Raw genomic sequence first — 23,241 nt, 5'->3', positions numbered from 1 at the left:
GTGCTTTGAAAGGGAACGAAAAGGAGTTTTTGGCAAAAATAAGTGAACATAAGGGGATTTTATATAAAGTCTCTAAAATGTACATGGATAATCCGGACGATCAGCAGGATTTGTTCCAGGAAATTATTTGCCAGCTCTGGAAGGCTTATGGCACCTTTAGGGGAGAGAGCCGTTTTTCCACCTGGATGTACCGTGTGGCCATCAATACTTCGATTGTATTCCTTAGGAAGGAAAAACGAAAGGTTGATACTCACAGTATGGTATCGCATGATATAAGGGAGGAAGAAGGCGAAGATGACATTAAGGAAAGTCAGCTGGAGCATTTTTACCGGGCGGTTCAAAAACTGGACAAGATTGATAAGGCTATTATTTTTTATCAGTTGGAAGGGTTTTCGCATAAGGAAATAGGAGAGAACTTAGGAATTAGTGAAGGTAATGCCAGGGTAAAGCTTAACAGGGCAAAAGAAAAATTAAAAGAAATTATTAAAAATCAGGGATATGGATTTTAACGATATACAATCGGCTTGGGATAATGAAAAAACCGATGAGGTAATAATGCCCGACAGTTTAAAGAAAATACAGTCGGCAAATACGCCACTGGACAAGATCAGGAAAAATTTAAAAAAGGAGTTTATCTATCAGATAATCGCTATTGTTTTTGTGGCTTTTACACCTCTTCTATATGATTTTCCAAAAGAAACTTTTTTCTTATTTTATTTGATATACAGTCTTTTTACGGCGGTAAGTATTTATTATCTGGTAAAGTTATTTATGTTTTATAAAAGGATAAACAAAACCGATCTTAGAACTAAAGATAGCTTATATGAAACTTATTTTGATATTCGCCTCAATATGGAAATTTACAAAACCTTCGGTTTTGCTATAACTCCGTTTTTGGTGCTCTTTTTGGTGGGACTTCTGTTTTATAAGGAACAGGGTATTGATATCAACAATTTAAGTGATTCGTTTATAATAACAATGTTCATAGTTATAGTGTTTTCTGTTTTAATGATGGGAGTTATGCTAGAGGTATGGGTACATTATTTTTATGGTAAGTATGCCAAAGAGATAAGAAAAGTTATAGATGAACTAAAAGAAGAATAACAAAAAAGCTCCCTTTTCTAGGGAGCTTTTTTGTTATTAATATGTGTGTATTACTATTTTTCAAGATAGTTATTTCTCATAGCAGTAACATCAACTTCCAGTACCTGCAGGAAGTTCTCTACGCTACCGTAGTTAGTTTCTATATCATTAAAGAAAGCAAGGATATATTCTTCCTCTACACCTAAAAGCGGTAAAAGCTGCTCGCCAACACCTTCTCCGTACTGAGAGTTGATATAGCTTATAGTCTGATTGTTGTAATCGGCTAAATAAGTGTTTGAGAGCATAAAATCGTCTATAATAGTCTGTCTGTCTACACCCAGTGAAGAAAGCACAAGAGCAGTAGTCATACCTGCCCTGTCTTTACCGGCTGTACAGTGCCAAAGAGAGGTTTTACCTTCCTCAAGTAAGTTGAAAATAGTTTTCCAACCCTCAATTTTAGTATCATCAATAGCATAAGCAGGAAGCATTAATTCCTCAGCAGTCATTTGTCCCTGCAGGATTAGTCCCATAACGTCTTCCATGCCTGTATTAGCTCCCCCCAAATCCTCAATTAGAGAAATTTCAAAACGAGTTGTTCCCTGTATGCTAACATCCGGTTTTTCGTTACGTTCTGACTCCGTACGTAAATCAATAATGTTCCTGATCTCAAAACCATTTACAATGGTAAGATCATCCGGAGTAAGGGCAGAAAGCTCGCCCGAACGGTACAGTTTGTTGTATAAAATTCTTTTTCCGTTTAAACCAACATATCCGCCAAGGTCGCGCATATTGTCTTCGCCTGTAAGGTCAATTTTGTTTTCACCTGTTACATACTGGCTTTCTGTTGTGTTATTGTCGTCACTGCTACACGATACTGTTAAAGCTGATAATCCGATAAAGAAAAGACCTAATAGGTTTTTAAATTGTTTTTTCATGATAAAATTAAATTAGTGGTAGTATTAAGCCACAAATCTAATTTCTGGAAAGGTTTTGGGTTTTAAGGGAGTGTAATTAAAAAGTTAAATTTAACATTTAGTTGTTTTTGTAACAAGGTTTAAACTAAAAAAGCCCCTCCGTATAGGAAGGGCTTCTTGTATATTAATTTGAGCTATATTACAGCTTCTTTAAACCTTTTGTTTCCGCTTTTGTAGCTTCGATAATGCTTATCGCATATCCACCACCCGGAGCAACAAACTGAGACAGTTTTGTTTTGCTGGTTACTATACCTTTTGTAATGGTATACGCCTGTGGGTTGGTTTTGTAGTGTGCATTGTCAGCATCGGCATAAACAGTAGCAATGTATGTTTTTCCTTTATCAAGGAAATCAAGTTTAATGGTTGAGGTACGGGCATCATATCCGCCTACGCTACCTACAAACCAGTTGTTGGTACCTTTTTCCTTACGTGCTGCGGTGATGTACTCTGCAGGCTCTGCTTCAATGTATTTACTGTCGTCCCATTCTACAGGAACATCTTTAATAAACTGGAAAGCATCAAGGAACTGATTGTAGTGTTCCGGTAAATCGGCAGCCATTTGCAACGGACTGTACATAGTAACATATAATGCCAGCTGATTAGCCAGTGTACTGTTTACATGTGAGTTGTTGTTAGGGCTAAACTTGCTGATTTCCATTTCAAATATACCGGGAGTATAATCCATAGGTCCGCCAATTAAACGGGTAAAAGGCAGCATTGCAACGTGATTAGGCTTGCTTCCGCCAAAAGCCTGGTATTCTGTACCTCTGGCCGATTCGTTACCTATAAGGTTAGGGTATGTACGGCAAATACCTGTAGGGCGCACTGCCTCGTGAGCATTAACCATAATTTTATATTCGGCAGCTTTTTCAAGAGCATATTGGTAGTGGTTTACTATCCACTGGCTGTAGTGGTTTTCCCCTCTTGGAAGTATATTACCTACATATCCGCTTTTTACGGCATCATAACCGTTGTCTTTCATAAATTTATAAGCTGCATCCATGTGTCGCTCGTAGTTACGAACAGATGATGAGGTTTCATGGTGCATAATCATTTTTACACCTTTTGATTTTGCATAATCCCTAATTCCCGTTACATCAAAATCAGGGTAAGGCGTTACAAAGTCAAAAACATAGTCTTTAGAGTGACCAAACCAGTCTTCCCAACCTACGTTCCATCCTTCTACAAGTACGGCATCAAAACCGTGTTTAGCGGCAAAGTCTATATATTCTTTAACATGAGCTGTGTTTGCAGCGTGTTTTCCGTTTGGTTTTACTTTGCTGAAGTCAGTCACGCCAAGCTGTACAGATGGTAAATCATCGGTATAAGCCCAAGTACTTTTTCCTGTAATCATTTCCCACCAAACACCTATGTATTTAACCGGTTTTATCCAGGATGTATCGTCCAGTTTACAAGGCTCGTTAAGGTTAAGGGTGATTTTTGAAGCAAGAATGTCACGAGCATCATCACTTACTATAACAGTACGCCATGGTGTGTTGAACGGAGCCTGAATATGGCCTTTGTTACCCTGAGCATCGGGAGTTAACCATGACTCGAATATCATATTCTTATCGTCAAGATTAAGGTGCATACAGGCATAATTTATAAGAGCTGCTTCGTGAAGGTTAATATAAATTCCGTCATCAGTTTTAAGCATAAGTGAGGTTTGTACCCCTGTAGGAGAGAATGATTTTTGCGATACATTGGCAGTAATCGATTTTTCCATCAGGCCTCTTATTTCACTTAACTTGGATATGGTATAATCGTACTCCTGAGTATCATAATCACCAGGAATCCAGTAAGCGGTATGGTCACCCGTCATGGCAAACTGTGTTCTTTCTTCCTTAATAATAAAGTATACCAGATTTTTTTGCTGCGGGAACTCATAACGGAAACCAAGTCCGTCGTCAAACAGGTGGAAACGTATAACCATTTGCCTGTTGGTACCCTTTTGGTTAAGTGATACGGCAAGTTCGTTATAATGGTTTCTAATGGTTTTAACTTCTCCCCAAACCGGAGTCCAGTTCTCGTCAAACGTTGCGGTTTTGGTGTCAGTTAAAGTAAAGTCGTTAAGTAAGGATTTTTCATCGTCTTTAAGCTCAAGTCCCAATTTACTTTGTTTAACTACTTCTTTGCCTTTGTAAGTAAGTGAGTAGGTAGGGGTTCCGTCGTTTTGAAGGAAAAATTTGAGGTTAAAATTCCCGTTCGGGGATTTAAGTTCCTGTGCATTGGCATTTGCGAGTACTGCCAGGCAGAAACATAAGGCGAAAATTACTTTTTTCATTTTTTATTAATAGATGATAGTTAAAGAATATATATTGATCCCTGAGGTAAGGGGATAATATCGGAGTTTACCGTTTAGGCATCGCCGCTATAATTTTTCGGGTTCTCCTGTCGGCATACATTCTGTTTAAAGAGGTAAAGGCCCATATAAATGCAGGAAGCCAGCCTATTATGGTTATCTGTAAGATAAGACATATTATGCCCGAAAGAATTTTACCCTGAAAGAACAGGGAAAGCCACGGAAAGAAAAAAGCGATTACGTAACGCATAATAAATGTAATGAAGCCATAAAAGTAAGAGTTATGAGCACGATTTGCAAATTAAGTAGTAGTATATGATAGTTTTAGCATAGCATATTAAAAAAATAAAGAGTATATTCCCTGGTTTGTAAAACCAATCTTATATGTTTAAAACAAAAATTATCACACTATTTTTATTAGTAGCCCTTTGCTTTACCAGTTGTAAACAGGAACAGGAAGAACAGGGCTGGAAATATCTTTTGGATAACAATATGTCTCAATGGGGTAAATACCTTAGCTATAAACATACTACAGATTATAATGGGAGTATACCCACAGACAGCCTTGGTAATGCTACTGAACCATTGGGTTATGATAATGATCCCGAAGGTGTGTTTACTGTGACAGAGGAAAACGGAGAACCTGTTTTAAGAGTTAGCGGTGAGCGTTATGGTTGTGTGTTCACCAAAGAGGAGTTTGAAAACTATCATTTAAAGGTAAAAGTGAAATGGGGTGATAAGAAATGGACTCCACGTATAGATAAACTTAAAGATACCGGTATACTGTACCATTCGGTAGGGGAGAGCGGTAAGGATTACTGGCGTGCCTGGATGCTGTCGCAGGAATTCCAGATTATGGAAGGACACATGGGTGATTACTGGAACATAGCTAATGCGGCTATTGATATTAGGGCTTTTTTACCCGAAGGGATGATGAACGCCGTTGCCGGACATGAGCAGCCTTTTTTGCCTATAGGAACGGGATCAGAGTATGGCGGCTTTTGCCTGAGGAGTATTGATAATGAAAGTAAGCAAGGGGAGTGGACTCAAATGGAACTTATATGTTTTGGCGATAAAAGTCTTCATATCGTAAACGGAAAGGTAGTGATGGTGCTTCAAAACTCCCGCTATGTGGAAGATGGCAGGAACTACCCACTTACAAAAGGGAAAATACAACTGCAAAGCGAGGCAGCCGAAGCCTATTTTAAAGATGTAAAAATTAAAAATATTGAAGCATTACCACAGGAATACGTAGCTTATTTTAATTGATTTGCCGCTTTTAAAAGTAGTGCTTTAGTAGCAAGAATACCGTCTTCTTCACTTAAACGGTTTCCTTCATATTCTACACCTATAAAGCCAGTATAGTTTGCCTCTTTTACTATTTGAAGCATTTTATAGTAATCAATAGTGGTTTCGTTACCCTTTTTGTCAAAGTCGTATGATTTTGCACTAACCCCATGAGCAAAAGGCATCATTTCAAGCATGCCTTTGTAACGGTCATACTCTTCGATACATGGTGTCCCCCAGCGTTCACCACCCTGTCTTTTTACACAGAAGTTACCAAAATCAGGCAGTATCCCGCAGTTGCGATGGTTTATAGCTTTTATTACCTGAGTTAGTTTTTTACTATCGGATGACAATCCGCCGTGATTTTCAACAATCACATTGATATTACTTTTTTCAGCATATTGCGACAACCGCCTTAATCCGTCTACCGATGCTTCCAGCCAAAGGTTATAATCCTGCTCTGTACCAGTACCAAAAAGGTTAACCCTTATTGAATGGCACTCCAGTTCGGCAGCGGCATCAACCCATTTTGAATGTTTTGCAATGGCTTCATCACGATCTTTTTTACTGGCAGCAGCAAGTTCTCCCTCATTATCTACCATTATGAGTACATTTTTAATTCCCTCATCGCTGCTTCTTAGTTTAAGTTCTTTTACCAGCTTTTTAAGGGAAGCCATTTGGTTAGACTCATCAAGTTTGTATAGCTGTGATACATACTCAATACCATGAAACCCTAATTCTTTAGCTTTTTTGGCAAAGTCAAGGTTGGAAAGTGTTTTGGTTTCCAGTATAGCTTTGTGTAGTGACCATTGAGCCAACGATAATTTAAAGAAAGGTTCTTTATTGTTGATTTCTAATAGGCTTTCCAAAAAGGGAGCACTAAATCCCGACAGTGCTCCTGTAGCTAGTGCAGCTTTACCTGTAGATGATATAAAATGGCGTCTGTTCATAATTGGCAGAAATAAAAAAGCCTCCCTTATGGGAGGCTTAAAAATATAAATTATTTTTTATAATTCTTCAAAATCCTGAGCTTCACCCGGGTAATTGCTCCTAACATTTAGGGCATTACCATCGGCATCTGTTACAAATGCTACAAACTCAAGGTTTGCTGCATTTTCTACATTTGCAGGGACAGGTACATTAAATGATTTTATAAAAGTATTGGCAATAGTCATGTCTCCGGTAACTGCTTCACCTAAAAGAGGTGTAAGGCACTCCCTAAGCACATGGTTATGCTCAAAACCGTGTACTATATGGTCACCACCATAATAAGAGGTATAGTTTACCTGGTCGTATATTAAACCGTTTTCAAGTATATATACCACTAATTTGATTCCGCTTCCTGTAAAATCTTTGCCAAATTTAACGTTTACATCAAGGCTTATATTAGTTTCCTCAATACCTGATGTTATTGCTATACCCAGTTTTGGGTTTAGTCCCTGTGTAAGACCTATAGCCTGGCTTAGGTTATTTGGTTCAGGACTTTGCCATAAAGTCATTCTGTTAAGATATCCTTTAGGGTAACCTACAGTGCTTAGCAAGGCTTCAATCTCAGATGCGTCATAGTTATATGGATCGTAGTTCAGGCTGGCTTCGTTTGAGGTTGGCCTGTGTATTGCTACGGCTACAGCGTTATCTGTTTCTTCTTTTAGCAGTTCAATAGCGTGTGCTACTCTTGGGCAATATCCGCACCATGTACCTGTATAGTCTTCAATAAGTACTCTTTTTTCAAAGTTTATTTCAGAACCATCATGAAAGGTAAGAACTACAGGGTCTGACTCCAAGCCTGCATATATGGCTTTGGCCTCAAAAGTACCCACTGTTCCCGAAGAAAAAGTGTTGCCTGTAATTGGTTCGCCGTCTATATAAATAACGGCTTCCTGGGTAATATCCTCACTTTCGTTATTGGTTACACTGCTTACTGTGAAAGTTATTGTACCATCAATCAGTTTTACCGAGCTGTCTGGTTTTAATATAACAGACCCTACAGATTTTAGGATAGTATAGTCTGACGAGCACGATGAAAGCAGTGCTGAAATAAAGGCAAAAAGTAGTATGAAACGTTTCATTATGCAAAAATTAGCAGAGAATGTCTTCTCAAATTAGTTTTTTACAATTCTTATTTGGGCTGTTTTGTTTTCTTCAGTTGTAAACTTAGCAATATAAACTGCTGCGTTTAGATCAGATAAATCAAGAGACTGAGCTCCAGTTCTGATTTTGGCAGTTTTAACTAACTGTCCGTTAATAGCATAAACCTGCATAGTAGCATTGTATGCTGAGTTTAGGTTAAGCTGCTCTTTTACTACAGTATTATTTACAGCGATACCCATGTTTTGTAGTGAGTTGAAATCATCTACACTCATTGCACTTGCATCATATTTGTAAGTAAAAGTACGTAGAGGATCTCCTATTTGGTTTCCTTCAGCATCAACTTTAATAACGGCAATAACGTATTCTACAGGTTCATCTGTAGTATCGCCTGCATAACCGCTGGCAAAGTGGTCTACATTACCATCATTAGATGCTCCCGAAGCTAAAGGCATGTAGCCGTTAGGAGTTGATCCTGTAATACCTGGTACAGTTGTTCCTTCCTGAATTTCAAAGTAACAGTTGCCTGCTAAGCAAAACTGTACATTTTGTCCTTCTGTATTGTTTGTTATAGATTCAATTCTCATCTGTATGTTAAGAGTTGATTCCGATATATTTGTTATTTTAATTTTAACTTCCTGTGGAACAGAAAGTGTGTGGAGCTGGTTGAAAGTAAAAACTTCCCCTTCTTCAATTTCTACACCGTCACTCTGTACAGTTACTTCCTGTGCATTTATTAACGAGCAAAATAATAGCCCGGCAAAAAGAATAATTTTTTTCATGGTATTTTTTTTAACATTTAGTGTGTATTGTGTGCTATTTAAGCAAAAAGGCTACCGGTAATCTTTTACAATTACCGATAGCTTTTCTGTAAGGTTATTTATTGTAATAAATTACTTGATTACAATTTTCTCTACTCTTTCAGTAGTCTCACCGTTAATTTTAGCGATGTACATACCTGTTTGAAGAGAGTTTAGGTTGATAGAATCACCATCATTGATATTGTTAGCTGTAAATACAACTTTACCAGATAGGTCTACTACAGTTACATTAACAGTTTCTTCTGTTGTAAAGTTTAGGATACCTGATGTTGGGTTTGGATAAACAGCAAATTTAGCAGCTTGGAATGTAGGGTTGTCAAGTTGACCTGTAGTTTTGAAAATAGTTTCTCCAAAAGCACGAGGACCGAAGTTACCTACCGCAGCTTCAAATATGCTTTGAGAACCAGAGAATATTTTTACACCTACAAAATCACCTTCGTTGTAAGCAGACCATCCGTCACCATACTCATCAAGTAATTCAATTGAGTAACAGTCGATATCTTCTGATAATAAGAAATATTCAGTTTTAACAGTAAGAGCATCTGGACCACCCCCACCGTACTCGTCTTCAGTTCCTGGTTGGTAAGGACCTCCACTAGCAACTACTTCACCAGCACTGTTTAACAGGTTCCAAGACATTTCGCCTGGGTAGTAGTCAGTATAGATATCAACTTTAATGTTTATACCAGACAGGTTTTCATCAGCAGCGTTATAAGTAAAAGTAGGTTCTGCAGAAAGTAATTCATCCTCGCCAGCTGTAACATCATTGTACTGAGTGATTTCTACAGTATAATCAGCCTCAGCGTCAAACTCATATTCATCAAAAGTAACTACTCCATTGCTAAACTGAGCAATAGCATCACCAGTGTAAGTTGCAGTAGCAACTACAGAACCGTTTTCTTTAAGAACAACAGTAGCTGTAGTAATGTCTTCTGTACCTAGGTTACGTACAATAGCACTAGCTTCGCCTGCGTTTGAACAAAATCTTTTGTCAACACCACGTGCTTCAGCACGACTTGGGATACCTGTAAGTGTACCTCCACATGTTGCTTCGATAGTTTCAACAAAACCGGCAGGAGTATTTCTGTCTATTTGAGTTGTAGTACCTGTTTCTGGGCAAATCATGTATAATGTTGGGAAGAAGGCAATTTCATAATCGTCAGCAATCTCAGCATTATCAAGAATTGGGAAAGGGCTTCCCGCTGTCCAGTCACCCCAAGTGTTAGGTCCTGTTCCCTGGATGTCTGCTAGAGTAGTAGATGGGTCTCCTTCTACATATAGTATAACAACTTCATCAGATCCGCCTGGTCCGTAAGATTCATATAAATCTGCAAGATAGTGCGTGTTGTGGAACTGCCAGCAAGGGCCACACCATGTAGCAGAGATGTAAAGAATAACAGTTTTTCCCTCTTCTAAGTAAGTAGAAAGGGTATGAGTGTTTCCGTTAATGTCTTCAGCGGTAAAATCCGGAGCCAGAGTTCCGTCAGGTAAACCTTCTTCCTGCGCATTTGCAGTAAGACCACCTACAAGCATTAACCCTAAAAGTAATAATTTTTTCATAGAAAAATGGTAGTTTTAAGTTAGAGTTTTCTTTTTAATAAATAAGTTTTAACAAAAAAATAATTGAAAAATTTTTTCCGAAAGTATACAAAAAAAACTTATGTCAAAAAAAAAATCCAAAAAAAGTTACGTTTGGAACGATTTTTTATGATAAAGTAGTAAAAATAACACTAAAAGTTTACTAATCAGTCTATTTCTCTACTAATTCGATAGGTTTTTAGAGAATTTTTTTAAGAAAAAAAGTGCTGATTACTGTTAAAAAATTTTTAATATTGCGACCTAACTGGAAAACTGTAATTATAAAACTGAAACACAAATGAAAAAGATCCTTATGTTATTTTTGTTTTTGGCGGGTACAGCTATGTATGCCCAAAAAGAAATGCCAAATGTGACAATCAAATCATCTGATAATAAGAGTTATAACGTAAAAAGTGATTTTGCTGAGAAAGATAAAATCTACGTTTTTTCGTTTTGGGCTACCTGGTGTGCACCTTGTATTAAGGAGTTAGACGCTATAAATGAAAAATATAGTGCATGGTCTAAAGAGCTTAATATGGAAGTTATTGCAGTATCTGTAGATGATAGCCGTACTCAAAAGAGAGTAAAACCATTGCTTAATGGCAAAAAATGGCCTTATCAGGTACTTCTTGATACTAATCAGGACTTAAAAAGAGCTTTAGGTATTGCAAACGTACCATATACTATAGTTGTGAAAAACAAAAAAGTGGTATATGTTCACAATGGTTACAGCCAGGGAGCAGAAGAAGAACTTTATAACAAACTGAAGGAGCTGTAAGCTAATGAAAAAGGCACTATTACTTTTATTACCATTATCGTTATGTACAACATCTTTGTTTGCACAGGAAGATACAGAACAGGAGAAAAAAGATTATGGTAAGGTTTACGGTAGTTTTGAATCTAATTCCCAATGGTATCTTAACGATAAGGAAAGAAATATAGATCACCCTGAAGATCCAATCAGGTCTAACAACTACCTTTATTTAAATTATCAGTATAAAAACTGGACAGCAGGTGTGCAGGGTGAGGCTTACGAGCCAAATGCACTCTTAAACTATAATCCGGGTTTTAAAGGTACTAATGTAGGTATCTATTATCTAAGCTATAAGTCAGAAAAATTTGATGCTACTGCCGGTTATTTTTACGAGCAGTTTGGTAGCGGATTACTTTTAAGAGCCTGGGAAGATCGTTCTTTAGGTATTAATACTGCCCTTAGGGGTGGTAGGGTTGTATACAGGCCTAGTGATAATGTTAGGTTAACTGCCCTTTATGGTCAGCAAAGAACAGGTTTTGATGTAGCTAAAGGCAAAATATACGGATTTGACTCTGATTTCAATCTGGATAAGTTGCTGTCTTTTGAAGAGTCAGATCTTTCTGTAGGACTTACTTATGTTGGTCGTTATGAGAAAACATATATAACCGATCCTAATTTTGATGAGCTTACAAATGCTTTTGCCGGTAGGGTAAACTTTATTCACGGTTCTTTTTATGCATCGGGAGAATATAACTATAAGCAAAAGGATGCTGTACTTGACCTGCAGAATAAAATAAACAATGATTTTATCAAACCGGGTAGTGCAGTATTACTTAATTTAGGATATTCTGCAAACGGTTTAGGTATTGATGCGACTTTCAGGAGAATTGAGAATATGAGTTTCCTTTCTGAAAGAGAGCCAACTATTGTTAATACTGAATCAACAAGTTTGAATTTTAATGATAAGGTATTAAACTTTGTACCTGCGTTAACAAAGCAACATCACTCTAACCTGGCTAATATTTATGTGTATCAGGCTCAGGCAAAAGTTGATTTTCAGGGGTCTGAAATCATGAAGGCGGGCGAGACCGGTGGACAGATTGATATATTTTATGATATAGCGCCAGAAACTGCCCTTGGGGGTAAATATGGTACTAACATAGGGGTTAATATTTCAAGCTGGTATAACCTTCCGGGTTCATACAGGTTCGTCCCTTCTGATTATGATACCAAATTTTTCGGTGTAGGTGAGAAATACTATTCTGATTATAACATTGAAGTAAAGAAAAAACTATCTGAAAGCTGGCATACAGGTTTCTATTATGTAAACCAGTTTTATAACAAACAATGGCTACAGGGTGGTGAAAAAGTAAATACCAATATAGTTGCTGCTGAGGCTACTTATAACTTCTCACCATCAAAATCTATTCGTGTGGAAGGTGAGCACATGTGGGCCGATGCTGATTTTAAAAACTGGGCAGGTGGTACTGTAGAGCTTAACCTTAACGACAAGTATTCGTTTTACGTTTGGGATATAATTAACTATGGTAATGATGATGAGTCAAGAAGAAATCATTATTACAACTTTGGTGGTGCTTACCGTATAGGTGCTTCAAGGATTGCAGTTAACTATGGTAGACAACGTGGCGGACTTGTGTGTGTAGGCGGTGTGTGTCGTTTTGTACCGGAAAGTACCGGTTTCTCACTATCGCTTAGTACCGCTTTTTAATTAAAAACTACTATACTTTACATACTTAACTTAAAAAGCCGCTCCGGTATCCCGGGCGGCTTTTTTCATGGTAAATTATTTAGCTTATTAGTGCGCTCTCATTTTGTCAAAAGTAGTATCGAGTACTTTTTTGATTTTGTCAATAGCTCCGTCTACAGCTTTTTCAATTGTGTTAGAGTGGTTTGTAACAGCAACAGGCTGCATGCCCGCGATACGTGCCTCAATGGTGCATTTTTTATCAGTGTCGCCTTCTTTATGGCTGTTCTCATCACCTACGTGAACTTCTACTCGGGTTACTTTATCTTCAAAACGTTTTAATGAATCGGCTACTATACCTGTAAAGTAGTCTTTCATTCTTTGGCTTCCTTCAACGTGGTTGTTGGTGTTTATGTTAATTTGCATAATTCTGAAATTTAAGTTTTTTCCATTTAAATTACCCGCATCAAACGTAGTGCGGTCTCTGCAATTTACGAAATTATTGAATAGCTTTTGCAGTGTAGGTTCTAAAAAAAAGCGTTAAAAATTTGGTAGATTATACCGATTGGTATAGTTTTGTTTTCTCAATTTTAAGTTAATATGACTAAGGCAGAAAGGACACGAAAGTTTATTATTGAAAAAACGGCACCTATTTTTAACAGGAAAGGTTATGCCGGTACGTCGCTGGCCGATTTAACTGAAGCTACAGGTCTTACTAAAGGTAGTATATACGGGAACTTCAAGAATAAAGATGAAGTTGCGGTGGCTGCCTTTAATTATAACTTCGGATTGATGTCAGACTGGGTTAAGGAACGCATCGACAACGAACCCAATCCTATTAAGAAACTTAAGGTCTACATTACCATTTTTTCAAACTTTACCGAGAATCCTGTTTTACGTTGGGGATGCCCTGTACTTAATTCGGCTACAGAGGTAGATGATACCCATGTTGAATTGCGTGAAAATGTTGTTGAAGCCATAAGGAAATGGCACAGCAGTATTGTGAGAATTGTAAATACAGGTAAGGAAGAAGGAAAGATAAGCCCTGATGTGGATACCGATGCTTTTGCCTGGACATTACTGGCACTTATAGAAGGCGGAGTGATGCTTGTAAAGGTTACCGGAAAAATAAATACGCTTAAAGCAGCGATGCGCCACGCGGAAAAAATTATTGATGAATTAGCGATATAAATTTTTTTACTATAAAATATACCGATCGGTATAAAATAAATAAAAATATGAAAAATGTATTTATAGTTGCCGCAAAAAGAACCCCTACAGGAGGTTTTCTGGGAAGCCTTTCGGGCTTGGGAGCAACACAGTTAGGAAAAACAGCCATAGAGGCTGTAATGAATGAGGTTAGGCTGCCTGCTGATAAAGTTGATGCTGTCTATATGGGTAATGTGCTTTCGGCAAATTTGGGTCAGTCTCCGGCAAGACAGGCGGCTGTTTTTGCAGGAATTCCTGTGGAGGCTGATGCTACTACCGTAAACAAGGTGTGTGCATCAGGGTTAAAGGCAGTGATTACAGGAGCCCAGCAGATACAGCTAGGCGTGAATGATGTGGTTGTTGCCGGAGGCATGGAGAGCATGAGTAATGTTCCGCACTATATTGACGGACGTAAAAGCAACAAGTTGGGACACACTCAGGTTACTGACGGCCTACTTAAAGATGGTCTTACCGATGTGTATAACGGCTTTCATATGGGGAATGCTGCCGAGATATGTGCAAGGGAATACAAGCTTACCCGGGAGCAACAGGATGACTATGCCTTAAAGTCGTATAAAAGGGCAGAGGATGCCTTTAACGCAGGTAAATTTAATGATGAGATAATTCCGATAGAAGTTAATGGGAATGTAGTTAAAAGCGATGAGGATATATTTAAACTTATTCCGGAAAAGGTAGCGAAACTAAAACCTGTTTTTGAGGAAGGCGGCACCATAACGGCCGCCAATGCCAGTAACCTTAACGATGGTGCTGCTGTACTGTTATTGGTGTCTGAAGAAGTGGTGAAAGAATATAACCTTAAACCACTTGCAAAAATTAAAGGTTATGCCGATGCCGCACAGGCTCCCGAATGGTTTACCACTTCACCCTCAATTGCAATACCAAAGGCCTTACAACAGTCAGGACTAACCAAAGAGGATATCGACTATTATGAAATGAATGAGGCTTATGCTGCCGTTATACTGGCTAATGCCAAAATTCTGGATTTGGACATAGAAAAGATAAATGTTTACGGAGGCGGTGTTGCCATGGGGCACCCTATAGGAGCTTCGGGTGCAAGAATAGTGGTTACGTTACTTTCTGTCCTAAAGCAGGAAGGCGGTAAATATGGCGTAGCGGCTATTTGTAACGGGGGCGGGGGCGCTTCGGCATTAGTAATAGAAAATCTACAGTAAGTATGGATAAAGCAACAGAGTTCCTAAAACAGTATTTAGGAAAGAAAATAGAGAATTCACCATCGGCATTCATGAACTGGCTTAACCCTGTTATGGTCTCGGTAGAGCCGGGTAGCCTTACGTTTCAGTATACGGTAAGAAAGGAAATGACTAATCCGTTTGGTACCATGCACGGTGGTGTTACCGCTGCTATTATAGACGATGCGATTGGGGCCACGCTTATAAGTCTTGGTGAACCTTTTTTCCATGTAACGGTTAACCTGGCTATAGACTATTTTGCCCCGGCAAGGGAAGGCGATGAGATTATAGCGATAAGCCATATTGTTAAAAAAGGAAAACAGATTGTAAACGCCCAGTGCGAGATTTGGACAGCAAACAAAGCTAAACTACTTGCTAAGGGATATACTAACCTGATAAAAACAGAAGTACCGAAATCATGAGAAGAGTAGCAATAACAGGGCTGGGAGCCATAACCCCACTTGGAAATTCGGTTGGGGAGTTTTGGGAAAATATTGTTGCCGGTAAAAGTGGTGCAGGCCCAATAACAAAGTTTGATGCATCAAAGTTCAAAACGCGATTTGCCTGTGAGGTTAAGGGATTTGATCCGTTAGAGTATTTTGAAAGGAAAGAAGTAAGGAAATACGACCTCTTTACGCAATATGCTATAGTTGCTAGTGATGAGGCCATACAGGATGCCAATTTGGATTTTGGGAATATGTCCCGTGTACAGAAGTTTGATATTGGGGTGATATGGGCTTCCGGTAACGGGGGTATAAGCACTTTTGAAGAGCAGTTAAGCGAATTTCATTTGGGCGACGGTACGCCGCGTTTTAACCCATACTTCATTCCTAAAATGATTGTGGATATTGCTGCAGGTGTAATATCTATAAGGAACAGTTTACATGGTCCCAACTATGCAACGGTTTCGGCCTGTGCATCTTCCAACACTGCTATTATTGCCGCTTATGATGCTATTAGGCTGGGCAGGGCAAATGTTATGATAGCAGGAGGAAGTGAAGCAGCACTTACTCCGGCATCCATAGGAGGTTTTAGTGCTTCTCAGGCGCTTTCAAAACGTAACGATGACCCTGAAGCTGCCTCAAGGCCTTTTGATGCTGACAGGGATGGCTTTGTTGCTGGTGAAGGTGCAGGAGCACTTATACTGGAGGAATGGGAGCATGCGGTTAACCGAGGTGCAAAAATATATGCTGAACTCGCAGGGGGTGGCATGGCTGCCGATGCCTATCATTTAACGGCTACTCCTGCCGATGGTATAGGGGCACTGTTAGGGATGCAAAAAGCCCTTAAAGATGCAGGCCTTACCCCCGATGTTATCGATTATGTAAATACACATGCCACTTCAACTCCGCTTGGGGATATAAGTGAGCTTGTGGCTGTAAATAGCCTTTTTGGCAATTATAAACCTGCAATTAGTGCAACTAAGTCCATGACAGGACATTTGCTTGGCGCTGCCGGGGCTATAGAGAGTATAATCAGTGTGCTGGCGGTGCATAACAATATTGTTCCGCCTACCATAAACACAAAAAATATAGATCCTGATATTCCGAAGGGACTCAATATAATTACCGGGAAAGCGGTAAATGCCAAAGTGGATTATGTGCTTAATAACACTTTTGGCTTTGGCGGACATACGGCAAGTACCATTTTTAAAAAACCTTATTAATTCTCAAAAAACTTTAAATATGAAAACAACAGGAAATACAATCCTTATAACCGGAGGGAGTGCCGGTATAGGCCTTGAAATGGCAAAAGTATTTGTAAAACAGGGTAACAAAGTAATAATCACAGGTAGGGATGCTTCGCGTTTGGAGAGTGCTAAAGCCCAACTGGGTAATGTAACAGCTATACAGGCAGATGTTACAAGTGCCGCAGACGTAGAGGCGTTAACCGCAAGGATACAGGCAGAATTTCCAGAATTAAACATACTGATTAATAATGCCGGAAAAGCGCTTATACATCATTTGGCAGAAGGGAAAGCCTATGATATAGCGGTAGATGAAATGACTACCAATTATTTTTCCATACTTCGCCTTACCGATAAATTGCTTCCGTTGCTTAAGGGGCAAAAGGAGTCGGCTATAGTTAACGTATCGTCGGTAGTTGCTTATGTACCTTCAGGCTACCTGCCTACTTATGCGGCCTCAAAAGCGGCATTGCACTCATACACTGTTTCATTAAGGCTGGCGTTAAAAGATACTTCGATTAAGGTGTTTGAGCTTATGCCTCCTTTGGTTAATACCGAACTTTCTAAAGATATAGGTGGTGCCGAGAATGGTATAGCACCATCTATAGTGGCAGAAGACGTGCTGGATGCACTGGCAACCGACAGATTTGAAATACGTACCGGGCAAACTGAAGACCTGTACAGGCTTAGCCTTGCTAACCCGGAAGAAGCACTCAACATAATGAATCCGGTAACTTAATAATCTGAATATTTGTTTTATTGTTTGTAGCCATCGTTTTTTAGCGGTGGCTTTGTTTTTCAGGTGATTATGTTAATATAATCTTTAATGTCTACTATGGGGCTGTGTGTTTTTTTAACTTTATAGGTCATTTTTTAAAATACCTGCCTATGAATATAGATACAACACTCTTAAAGTATATTGCCATTAGCATAGCCGGACTGGTAGTTACCTTCAGTATAATTTTTTACATTCTTAAAAAAGTGGGCAAAAATCCGCGTAACATACTACCTGTTAATTTTGCCAACCGTATTAAAATTCCGCTTATTATATTCATTTCGGCACTGGCATTGCGTATTGGTGTGGCAAGTAATGTATTTAATATAAATGCTTCAAAAATTATTGGACACATAGGTACATTGCTTTTCATACTGAGTATTACCTGGTTTTTAATCATTTTTATAAAGGTGCTCAAAACGGTACTGGTACGCCGGTATGATATTTCTGCTTCCGATAATCTGGCTGCCCGAAGGGTTTATACGCAGTTTACCATACTGGAAAGGGTAGTTGTATTTCTTATTGTGATATGTGCCATTGGTGTGGCACTTATGAGTTTTGAGAGCATACGTTCAATAGGTGTTAGTTTTCTAACCTCGGCAGGTATAGCCGGTATTATTATTGGTTTTTCGGCACAAAAGGCACTTGGAACACTTTTAGCAGGTATACAGATAGCCCTTACGCAACCCATACGACTGGATGATGTGGTTATTGTAGAAGGTGAATGGGGTAAGATTGAAGAAATAACCCTTACTTATGTTGTGGTTAAAATTTGGGATAAGCGCAGGCTGGTAGTTCCTACCACTTATTTTATTGAGAAACCGTTCCAAAACTGGACCCGCAATTCGGCTGAGATACTGGGCACGGTTTTTATTTATACCGACTTTAAGGTGGAAGTGGATAAGGTGAGGGAAGAGCTTACGCGACTATTAGAAGGGTCTGACCTCTGGGACGGACAGGTAAATGTATTACAGGTAACCGATACCCGTGAAAAGGTAATGGAGCTTAGGGCACTTATGAGCTCCAGCGACTCTTCCATATCATGGGATTTAAGGGTATATGTAAGGGAAAAACTGATTGAGTTTATACAGAAAAACTATCCGGACAGTTTGCCTTTTACAAGAGTTATGCTGAAAGATGGTATAAATGATAAAAAAACAGAACCGACAGTAAAAGATAAACAATAAAAAAGCCCCTTTAAAGGGGCTTTTGTTTTATAAATCCTGAGTTACCAGTTGTAAAGTTTCACGGCTTAACTGTCGTACTAAAACCTCTTTGTTTTCGGTAACGGCATCGGCCGACCTGTCATCAAAGTGACGGATGGTATAAAGGGAAACATCCTCATTATAGGTCACCTTGAATTTTTTGGAAAGTATTGTTTTAAGTTCGTTAAAGTTATTGAACTTATCGTCCACACATACCGAGAAGCTAATGGCAGAATTCTGGATAAGGTGTACTTTCATTTTATATTTGTGAAGCAGGCTGAATATCTCACTAATGTTTTCTTCCATAATGAAAGAGAAGTCCAACGACGAAAGTGATATAAGCAACTGTCCTTTTTTAACGATAAAGCATGAAGTTTGCGGCTCAAGATCAGAACCTTTACTAACGCTTGTTCCCGGTAATAAAGGGTTGATAAACGATTTTACGTATAACGGGATTTCTTTTCTTTGAAGCGGCTGTAATGTTTTAGGGTGAATAACCGATGCCCCGTAAAATGCAAGCTCAATAGCCTCACGGTAAGAGATTTGGTTAAGTAGTACCGTATTGTCAAAATACCTTGGGTCGGCATTAAGTACACCCGGTACATCTTTCCATATCGTTACACTTTCTGCATTAAGGCAGTAAGCAAAAATAGCGGCACTATAATCAGAGCCTTCTCTTCCTAAGGTTGTAGTAAAGCTGTTTTCGTCAGACCCTAAGAAGCCCTGGGTGATATTAAGAATTTTCTTTTTAATACCTTTTTTAATGTTTTGCTGTGTCTGTTCCCAGTTCACAACGGCATCACGGTAAGTGTTGTCAGTCTTGATAAAATCCCTTACGTCTACCCACTGGTTTTTAAGTCCGCGGTGGTTAAAGTAATGGCTTACCAGTGTTGTGGAGATAAGCTCTCCCATACTTACTATCTGGTCGTAAACAAAATTATAGTTAGGCGATTTGTTGTGCTCCAGGAAATACTCAAGGTCACCAAAAAGGCTATTGATGGCAGCAAAAACTGCATGGTTTTCGTCGTCAAACAGGTCAAGTAGTATTTGGTTATGGTATTTCTTAACGTCCTGTATGGATGACTTAAGCTCAGGAGATTTGTCAAAATAGTTCTTGACTACAACCTCCATGGCATTAGTTGTTTTACCCATTGCAGAAATAACAACAAGCACATCTTCGTGTCCTACTTTCTGTAAAACATCATACACGTTTTTAATACCGTCGGCATCTTTTACCGATGCTCCTCCAAATTTAAATACTCTCATAAATTAAGTGTAAACTTTGTAATTCCTTCTTCATCCATTTGCACTGTTAACCAGTCCTGAAAAACCGTAGCTCCCGATCGTTCGTAGAAATCGATAGCATGCTGGTTCCAGTTTAGTACAGCCCATTCAATGCGGCGCACGCCTTCCTGTTTGCCAAACTTTATAACCTCTTTATAAAGGGCACTCCCGGCACCTGTGCCTCTGTGGGCTTCCTTAACAATAAGGTCTTCGAGATGTATGGTTTTTCCTTTCCAGGTAGAATAGCGGTAATAAAACAGGGCCATCCCTATAATCTCGTTGTCTTTTTCGGCAACAAAGATTTTAAATAACGGGTTAGGGCCAAATCCGTCTCGTTCCAGTTCGTCAACATTTACCACAACAGCATCGGGCTCATTTTCAAAAACAGCAAGTTCTTTTATAAGTTCCAGCGCAGCCGGCATGTCTTCTTTCTTTCCTTTTCGAATAACCATAAGCAAAATTTGAGGCAAAAATACATTCTATTTACCTATCTGAGAATAAATTATTATCATATCACAAAAATATCGATATTTGTGCCCTCAACACAACTACAACGTTATAGTAATGGAAGAACGCAACAAGACACTGGGAGAATTTATTATCGAAAAGCAGGAAGAGTTTATGTACTCTTCGGGCGAGCTGTCCAGGCTTATTAACTCTATACGATTAGCTGCAAAAGTGGTTAATTATAAGGTGAATAAGGCCGGACTTGTAGATATAGTAGGCGCTTTTGGTGAACAGAATGTACAGGGTGAAGACCAACAGAAGCTTGATGTGTATGCAAACGAAACGTTTATGCAAACACTTATAAACCGCGAAATTGTTTGTGGTATCGCCTCTGAAGAGAATGATGACTTTATCACAATTAAGGGTAAAGACGGGCTGCATAATAACAAATATGTGGTGCTTATGGATCCGTTAGACGGTTCGTCTAATATTGATGTAAATGTATCTGTAGGTACAATCTTCTCTGTTTACAGGAGGATAACGCCTGTAGGTACACCGGTAACCAAGGAAGATTTCCTTCAGCCGGGGGTAAACCAGGTCGCTGCCGGGTATGTGATTTACGGTACTTCTACCATGCTGGTATATACTACCGGGCATGGAGTAAACGGTTTTACGCTTAACCCAGCTATTGGTACTTTTTACCTGTCGCATCCTAATATGCAGTTCCCTAAGGACGGGCATATCTATTCTATAAACGAAGGGAATTATGTACACTTCCCACAGGGGGTGAAAGACTATATTAAGTACTGCCAGACAGAGGAAGGTGACAGGCCTTATACGTCAAGATACATAGGTAGCCTTGTGTCAGACATTCATCGTAATATGATTAAGGGAGGTATTTATATTTACCCTACTAGTTCTAAGGCGCCAAAAGGGAAGTTAAGGCTGCTTTATGAGTGTAATCCTATGGCTTTTATTACAGAACAGGCCGGAGGTAAAGCTTCAGACGGGTTTAACAGGATTATGGAAATCCAGCCAACCGAGCTGCATCAGCGCGTTCCGTTTTTCTGCGGAAGCGGGAACATGGTTGATAAGGCAAATGAGTTTATGCAGAAATACCAATAATAAAAAAAGCCCCGAATATCGGGGCTTTTTTTATTTATTCATGTGTTGCATTTCGTAAAGGAAAGTATCAAGGTCTACGTTTAATACTAAAAGCGAAAGTGCTTTGTCTACAATGTATTTTACGTTACCTGGCGTAAAGCCTAAGGCTAGGGCAAAACGGGTAAGAATCTCTTTTTGTTTTGGTCCCAGTATGTGATCAGCATATACCATTCTTGACAGGTCGTATAAACGCTCCAGCCTGTGTACGTGTAAGTATGGAGGGTTAATAGGGTATTTTAACGGGTTTGCCATTATCTCAAGATACTCCTCTTCAGAAATTTCAAGTTGTTTGGCAAGTTTGTCAAGAAACGCTTTTTCTTCAGAACTTAAGTGACCGTTTTCCATAGCTACTCTTACAATAGCCGAAAAGTGTCCTTTGTTTCTGTTCTTAAAGCCGCTATCAAATAAATCTGAAATAGACATAATTTCTATATGTTATAAATTTTCGGCAAATATAATTCTATATTTTATGTGGGAAGTAATTTTTTAAAAGTTTTTGACAATATTATATCTTAATCGCGTTTTTCCAGTAAGGTATTTTGTAAAAATTGATGTAAGTTTACAGCTTGCAAATACTGAATCTATATTATGTCGGAATTTCAATTATACTTTCAGCAGGGGCTTTACCATGTGCTGGATATTAACGCTTATGACCACATACTTTTTATTGTGGCCCTAACCGTACCTTATGTTTTTAAGGACTGGAAAAACGTATTATTGCTGGTAACCCTGTTTACCATAGGGCACAGCATGTCGCTTATACTTGCCGTGTATGATATTATATCGGTAAAATCAAGTTTAGTGGAATTCCTCATTCCGGTCACCATTTTTATAACGGCAGTTTATAATATTTTCAGGGCCAATAAATCGGGCAAAAGGGATAACGTAAATTTCCTGGCTTTTACCACTCTGTTTTTTGGTATAATACACGGTCTTGGTTTTTCTAGCTATTTTAAAATGCTTGTGGCAAATAACAGTGGAGATAAACTGGTTCCGTTAGCAGAATTTGCACTGGGTATAGAGGTGGCACAGGTAATTATAGTACTTATAGTATTAATACTGTCGTGGGCGGTACAAACCTTTTTACGTTTCTCACAAAGAGACTGGATACTGGTTGCCTGTTCGTTTGTAGCGGGGGTAGTGGTACCTATGATAATCCATAACCGTATCTGGTAATAATTAGCATAATAAATTAAGTGAAAAAGCTTAAATTTGACTGTAGGCTTTAATAATGAAGGATAAAAAACTCAATAAATACGATAAGGCTTATCTAAGGATAGCCAGAGAATGGGGGCAGCTGTCTTACTGTGTAAGGAAAAAAGTTGGTGCAATTATTGTAAAAGACAGAATGATAATATCTGACGGATACAACGGTACCCCATCGGGCTTTGAGAATTGCTGTGAAGATGACGGAGGCCTTACAAAGTGGTATGTACTGCATGCCGAAGCAAATGCAATATTAAAAGTAGCACGTTCCACACAATCGTGTGAAGGTGCTACACTTTACATAACTATGTCTCCCTGTAAAGACTGTAGTAAGCTAATACATCAGTCGGGAATTAAAAGAGTGGTATACCAAAGCAGTTATAAAGATAATTCGGGTATCGACTTTTTAATGAGGGCGGGCGTTGAAGTGGTGCATGTAGAGGATTTAGATACAGAGTAAT

General features: G+C 38.8%; 25 protein-coding genes. 14 read left to right on the top strand and 11 right to left on the bottom strand.

Going from position 1 to position 23,241, the window contains the following annotated elements; translation table 11 throughout:
* Positions 1-5 precede the first annotated feature (5 nt).
* Together ABS768_RS12755 and ABS768_RS12750 are read left to right on the top strand one after the other, a co-directional pair.
* The gene (locus ABS768_RS12755; protein ID WP_035135259.1) at positions 6-509 is read left to right on the top strand and encodes an RNA polymerase sigma factor; all 504 of its coding nucleotides are present in this window, start codon (positions 6-8) and stop codon (positions 507-509) included.
* Positions 499-1,104, top strand: coding sequence for a hypothetical protein (locus ABS768_RS12750; RefSeq protein WP_408075343.1), 606 nt, complete (start codon positions 499-501; stop codon positions 1,102-1,104). Before ABS768_RS12755 ends, ABS768_RS12750 begins: the two co-directional genes overlap by 11 nt.
* Positions 1,105-1,157: 53 nt before the next feature.
* Here the strand turns inward: ABS768_RS12750 and ABS768_RS12745 are convergent, their stop codons facing one another.
* From ABS768_RS12745 to ABS768_RS12735, 3 genes are all read right to left on the bottom strand, one after another.
* On the bottom strand, positions 1,158-2,018 hold the full coding sequence (locus tag ABS768_RS12745; RefSeq protein ID WP_408075342.1) for a tyrosine-protein phosphatase: 861 nt from the start codon (positions 2,016-2,018) through the stop codon (positions 1,158-1,160).
* A gap of 178 nt (positions 2,019-2,196) precedes the next feature.
* Positions 2,197-4,341, bottom strand: a complete 2,145-nt coding sequence (locus tag ABS768_RS12740; RefSeq protein WP_408075341.1) for a glycoside hydrolase family 97 protein — start codon at positions 4,339-4,341, stop codon at positions 2,197-2,199.
* Positions 4,342-4,408: 67 nt separating this feature from the next.
* The gene (locus tag ABS768_RS12735; RefSeq protein WP_408075340.1) at positions 4,409-4,609 is read right to left on the bottom strand and encodes a YqaE/Pmp3 family membrane protein; all 201 of its coding nucleotides are present in this window, start codon (positions 4,607-4,609) and stop codon (positions 4,409-4,411) included.
* A gap of 134 nt (positions 4,610-4,743) precedes the next feature.
* Between ABS768_RS12735 and ABS768_RS12730 the strand changes: the two genes are divergently transcribed.
* Complete coding sequence (locus tag ABS768_RS12730; RefSeq protein ID WP_408075339.1) at positions 4,744-5,628, top strand: 3-keto-disaccharide hydrolase; 885 nt, start codon at positions 4,744-4,746, stop codon at positions 5,626-5,628.
* Here the strand turns inward: ABS768_RS12730 and ABS768_RS12725 are convergent.
* From ABS768_RS12725 to ABS768_RS12710, 4 genes are all read right to left on the bottom strand, one after another.
* Positions 5,616-6,596 (bottom strand): sugar phosphate isomerase/epimerase family protein, encoded by a 981-nt coding sequence (locus ABS768_RS12725; RefSeq protein ID WP_408075338.1) that lies wholly within the window; start codon positions 6,594-6,596, stop codon positions 5,616-5,618. The two genes, ABS768_RS12730 and ABS768_RS12725, sit on opposite strands and share 13 nt — an antisense overlap.
* 57 nt (positions 6,597-6,653) lie before the next feature.
* Entirely contained in the window at positions 6,654-7,715 is a 1,062-nt protein-coding gene (locus tag ABS768_RS12720) for an Omp28-related outer membrane protein (protein WP_408075337.1), read from the bottom strand.
* A gap of 33 nt (positions 7,716-7,748) precedes the next feature.
* Positions 7,749-8,516: a T9SS type A sorting domain-containing protein gene (locus ABS768_RS12715; protein ID WP_408075336.1), complete on the bottom strand. Its 768-nt coding sequence runs from the start codon at positions 8,514-8,516 to the stop codon at positions 7,749-7,751.
* Positions 8,517-8,627: 111 nt separating this feature from the next.
* On the bottom strand, positions 8,628-10,115 hold the full coding sequence (locus tag ABS768_RS12710; RefSeq protein WP_408075335.1) for a T9SS type A sorting domain-containing protein: 1,488 nt from the start codon (positions 10,113-10,115) through the stop codon (positions 8,628-8,630).
* 316 nt (positions 10,116-10,431) lie between these two features.
* Between ABS768_RS12710 and ABS768_RS12705 the strand changes: the two genes are divergently transcribed.
* Together ABS768_RS12705 and ABS768_RS12700 are read left to right on the top strand one after the other, a co-directional pair.
* On the top strand, positions 10,432-10,911 hold the full coding sequence (locus ABS768_RS12705) for a TlpA family protein disulfide reductase (protein WP_408075334.1): 480 nt from the start codon (positions 10,432-10,434) through the stop codon (positions 10,909-10,911).
* A 4-nt stretch (positions 10,912-10,915) separates the two neighbouring features.
* Positions 10,916-12,616 (top strand): DUF6029 family protein, encoded by a 1,701-nt coding sequence (locus tag ABS768_RS12700; protein ID WP_408075333.1) that lies wholly within the window; start codon positions 10,916-10,918, stop codon positions 12,614-12,616.
* Positions 12,617-12,703: 87 nt separating this feature from the next.
* On the opposite strand, the gene ABS768_RS12695 is transcribed toward ABS768_RS12700, so the two are convergent.
* Entirely contained in the window at positions 12,704-13,018 is a 315-nt protein-coding gene (locus ABS768_RS12695; protein WP_408075332.1) for an HPF/RaiA family ribosome-associated protein, read from the bottom strand.
* A gap of 174 nt (positions 13,019-13,192) precedes the next feature.
* Between ABS768_RS12695 and ABS768_RS12690 the strand changes: the two genes are divergently transcribed.
* From ABS768_RS12690 to ABS768_RS12665, 6 genes are all read left to right on the top strand, one after another.
* Positions 13,193-13,783, top strand: coding sequence for a TetR/AcrR family transcriptional regulator (locus tag ABS768_RS12690; RefSeq protein ID WP_408075331.1), 591 nt, complete (start codon positions 13,193-13,195; stop codon positions 13,781-13,783).
* A gap of 47 nt (positions 13,784-13,830) precedes the next feature.
* Positions 13,831-14,994, top strand: a complete 1,164-nt coding sequence (locus ABS768_RS12685; protein WP_408075330.1) for an acetyl-CoA C-acyltransferase — start codon at positions 13,831-13,833, stop codon at positions 14,992-14,994.
* 2 nt (positions 14,995-14,996) lie between these two features.
* Positions 14,997-15,434, top strand: coding sequence for a PaaI family thioesterase (locus ABS768_RS12680; RefSeq protein WP_408075329.1), 438 nt, complete (start codon positions 14,997-14,999; stop codon positions 15,432-15,434).
* Positions 15,431-16,678 (top strand): beta-ketoacyl-ACP synthase II, encoded by a 1,248-nt coding sequence (fabF, locus tag ABS768_RS12675; RefSeq protein ID WP_408075328.1) that lies wholly within the window; start codon positions 15,431-15,433, stop codon positions 16,676-16,678. The genes ABS768_RS12680 and fabF overlap by 4 nt, the downstream gene beginning before the upstream one ends.
* A gap of 19 nt (positions 16,679-16,697) precedes the next feature.
* Positions 16,698-17,438: an SDR family oxidoreductase gene (locus ABS768_RS12670; protein ID WP_408075327.1), complete on the top strand. Its 741-nt coding sequence runs from the start codon at positions 16,698-16,700 to the stop codon at positions 17,436-17,438.
* 149 nt (positions 17,439-17,587) lie between these two features.
* Positions 17,588-18,661, top strand: coding sequence for a mechanosensitive ion channel family protein (locus tag ABS768_RS12665; RefSeq protein ID WP_408075326.1), 1,074 nt, complete (start codon positions 17,588-17,590; stop codon positions 18,659-18,661).
* A gap of 27 nt (positions 18,662-18,688) precedes the next feature.
* Here ABS768_RS12665 and ABS768_RS12660 read toward each other — a convergent pair whose 3' ends face one another.
* Together ABS768_RS12660 and ABS768_RS12655 are read right to left on the bottom strand one after the other, a co-directional pair.
* Positions 18,689-19,945: an aspartate kinase gene (locus tag ABS768_RS12660; RefSeq protein ID WP_408075325.1), complete on the bottom strand. Its 1,257-nt coding sequence runs from the start codon at positions 19,943-19,945 to the stop codon at positions 18,689-18,691.
* Positions 19,942-20,415, bottom strand: coding sequence for a GNAT family N-acetyltransferase (locus ABS768_RS12655; protein ID WP_408075324.1), 474 nt, complete (start codon positions 20,413-20,415; stop codon positions 19,942-19,944). Before ABS768_RS12655 ends, ABS768_RS12660 begins: the two co-directional genes overlap by 4 nt.
* Positions 20,416-20,527: 112 nt before the next feature.
* Between ABS768_RS12655 and fbp the strand changes: the two genes are divergently transcribed.
* The gene (gene fbp, locus ABS768_RS12650; protein ID WP_408075323.1) at positions 20,528-21,535 is read left to right on the top strand and encodes a class 1 fructose-bisphosphatase; all 1,008 of its coding nucleotides are present in this window, start codon (positions 20,528-20,530) and stop codon (positions 21,533-21,535) included.
* A gap of 30 nt (positions 21,536-21,565) precedes the next feature.
* On the opposite strand, the gene ABS768_RS12645 is transcribed toward fbp, so the two are convergent.
* Positions 21,566-21,997: a tellurite resistance TerB family protein gene (locus ABS768_RS12645; protein WP_408075322.1), complete on the bottom strand. Its 432-nt coding sequence runs from the start codon at positions 21,995-21,997 to the stop codon at positions 21,566-21,568.
* A gap of 165 nt (positions 21,998-22,162) precedes the next feature.
* On the opposite strand from ABS768_RS12645, the gene ABS768_RS12640 reads away from it, so the two are divergent.
* Together ABS768_RS12640 and ABS768_RS12635 are read left to right on the top strand one after the other, a co-directional pair.
* The gene (locus ABS768_RS12640) at positions 22,163-22,750 is read left to right on the top strand and encodes a HupE/UreJ family protein (RefSeq protein WP_408075321.1); all 588 of its coding nucleotides are present in this window, start codon (positions 22,163-22,165) and stop codon (positions 22,748-22,750) included.
* Between the two features lie 55 nt (positions 22,751-22,805).
* The gene (locus ABS768_RS12635; RefSeq protein WP_330121850.1) at positions 22,806-23,240 is read left to right on the top strand and encodes a deoxycytidylate deaminase; all 435 of its coding nucleotides are present in this window, start codon (positions 22,806-22,808) and stop codon (positions 23,238-23,240) included.
* The last annotated feature ends 1 nt before the right edge of the window (position 23,241 follow it).

Origin of the sequence: Flavobacterium rhizophilum (assembly GCF_046000485.1) — a bacterium.
In the GTDB taxonomy this organism is placed as follows: domain Bacteria; phylum Bacteroidota; class Bacteroidia; order Flavobacteriales; family Flavobacteriaceae; genus Flavobacterium; species Flavobacterium rhizophilum.
Note: the sequence above shows the minus strand (reverse complement) of the source record. Positions and strands in the feature narration are given on the sequence as shown.

What these genes read in the sequence shown, in the direction of transcription:
- ABS768_RS12750 (WP_408075343.1), top strand. Translation starts at nt 499, where the DNA reads ATGGATTTTAACGATATACAATCGGCTTGGGATAATGAAAAAACCGAT.
- ABS768_RS12745 (WP_408075342.1), bottom strand. Translation starts at nt 2,018, where the DNA reads ATGAAAAAACAATTTAAAAACCTATTAGGTCTTTTCTTTATCGGATTA.
- ABS768_RS12740 (WP_408075341.1), bottom strand. Translation starts at nt 4,341, where the DNA reads ATGAAAAAAGTAATTTTCGCCTTATGTTTCTGCCTGGCAGTACTCGCA.
- ABS768_RS12735 (WP_408075340.1), bottom strand. Translation starts at nt 4,609, where the DNA reads ATGCGTTACGTAATCGCTTTTTTCTTTCCGTGGCTTTCCCTGTTCTTT.
- ABS768_RS12730 (WP_408075339.1), top strand. Translation starts at nt 4,744, where the DNA reads ATGTTTAAAACAAAAATTATCACACTATTTTTATTAGTAGCCCTTTGC.
- ABS768_RS12725 (WP_408075338.1), bottom strand. Translation starts at nt 6,596, where the DNA reads ATGAACAGACGCCATTTTATATCATCTACAGGTAAAGCTGCACTAGCT.
- ABS768_RS12720 (WP_408075337.1), bottom strand. Translation starts at nt 7,715, where the DNA reads ATGAAACGTTTCATACTACTTTTTGCCTTTATTTCAGCACTGCTTTCA.
- ABS768_RS12715 (WP_408075336.1), bottom strand. Translation starts at nt 8,516, where the DNA reads ATGAAAAAAATTATTCTTTTTGCCGGGCTATTATTTTGCTCGTTAATA.
- ABS768_RS12710 (WP_408075335.1), bottom strand. Translation starts at nt 10,115, where the DNA reads ATGAAAAAATTATTACTTTTAGGGTTAATGCTTGTAGGTGGTCTTACT.
- ABS768_RS12705 (WP_408075334.1), top strand. Translation starts at nt 10,432, where the DNA reads ATGAAAAAGATCCTTATGTTATTTTTGTTTTTGGCGGGTACAGCTATG.
- ABS768_RS12700 (WP_408075333.1), top strand. Translation starts at nt 10,916, where the DNA reads ATGAAAAAGGCACTATTACTTTTATTACCATTATCGTTATGTACAACA.
- ABS768_RS12695 (WP_408075332.1), bottom strand. Translation starts at nt 13,018, where the DNA reads ATGCAAATTAACATAAACACCAACAACCACGTTGAAGGAAGCCAAAGA.
- ABS768_RS12690 (WP_408075331.1), top strand. Translation starts at nt 13,193, where the DNA reads ATGACTAAGGCAGAAAGGACACGAAAGTTTATTATTGAAAAAACGGCA.
- ABS768_RS12685 (WP_408075330.1), top strand. Translation starts at nt 13,831, where the DNA reads ATGAAAAATGTATTTATAGTTGCCGCAAAAAGAACCCCTACAGGAGGT.
- ABS768_RS12680 (WP_408075329.1), top strand. Translation starts at nt 14,997, where the DNA reads ATGGATAAAGCAACAGAGTTCCTAAAACAGTATTTAGGAAAGAAAATA.
- fabF (WP_408075328.1), top strand. Translation starts at nt 15,431, where the DNA reads ATGAGAAGAGTAGCAATAACAGGGCTGGGAGCCATAACCCCACTTGGA.
- ABS768_RS12670 (WP_408075327.1), top strand. Translation starts at nt 16,698, where the DNA reads ATGAAAACAACAGGAAATACAATCCTTATAACCGGAGGGAGTGCCGGT.
- ABS768_RS12665 (WP_408075326.1), top strand. Translation starts at nt 17,588, where the DNA reads ATGAATATAGATACAACACTCTTAAAGTATATTGCCATTAGCATAGCC.
- ABS768_RS12660 (WP_408075325.1), bottom strand. Translation starts at nt 19,945, where the DNA reads ATGAGAGTATTTAAATTTGGAGGAGCATCGGTAAAAGATGCCGACGGT.
- ABS768_RS12655 (WP_408075324.1), bottom strand. Translation starts at nt 20,415, where the DNA reads ATGGTTATTCGAAAAGGAAAGAAAGAAGACATGCCGGCTGCGCTGGAA.
- fbp (WP_408075323.1), top strand. Translation starts at nt 20,528, where the DNA reads ATGGAAGAACGCAACAAGACACTGGGAGAATTTATTATCGAAAAGCAG.
- ABS768_RS12645 (WP_408075322.1), bottom strand. Translation starts at nt 21,997, where the DNA reads ATGTCTATTTCAGATTTATTTGATAGCGGCTTTAAGAACAGAAACAAA.
- ABS768_RS12640 (WP_408075321.1), top strand. Translation starts at nt 22,163, where the DNA reads ATGTCGGAATTTCAATTATACTTTCAGCAGGGGCTTTACCATGTGCTG.
- ABS768_RS12635 (WP_330121850.1), top strand. Translation starts at nt 22,806, where the DNA reads ATGAAGGATAAAAAACTCAATAAATACGATAAGGCTTATCTAAGGATA.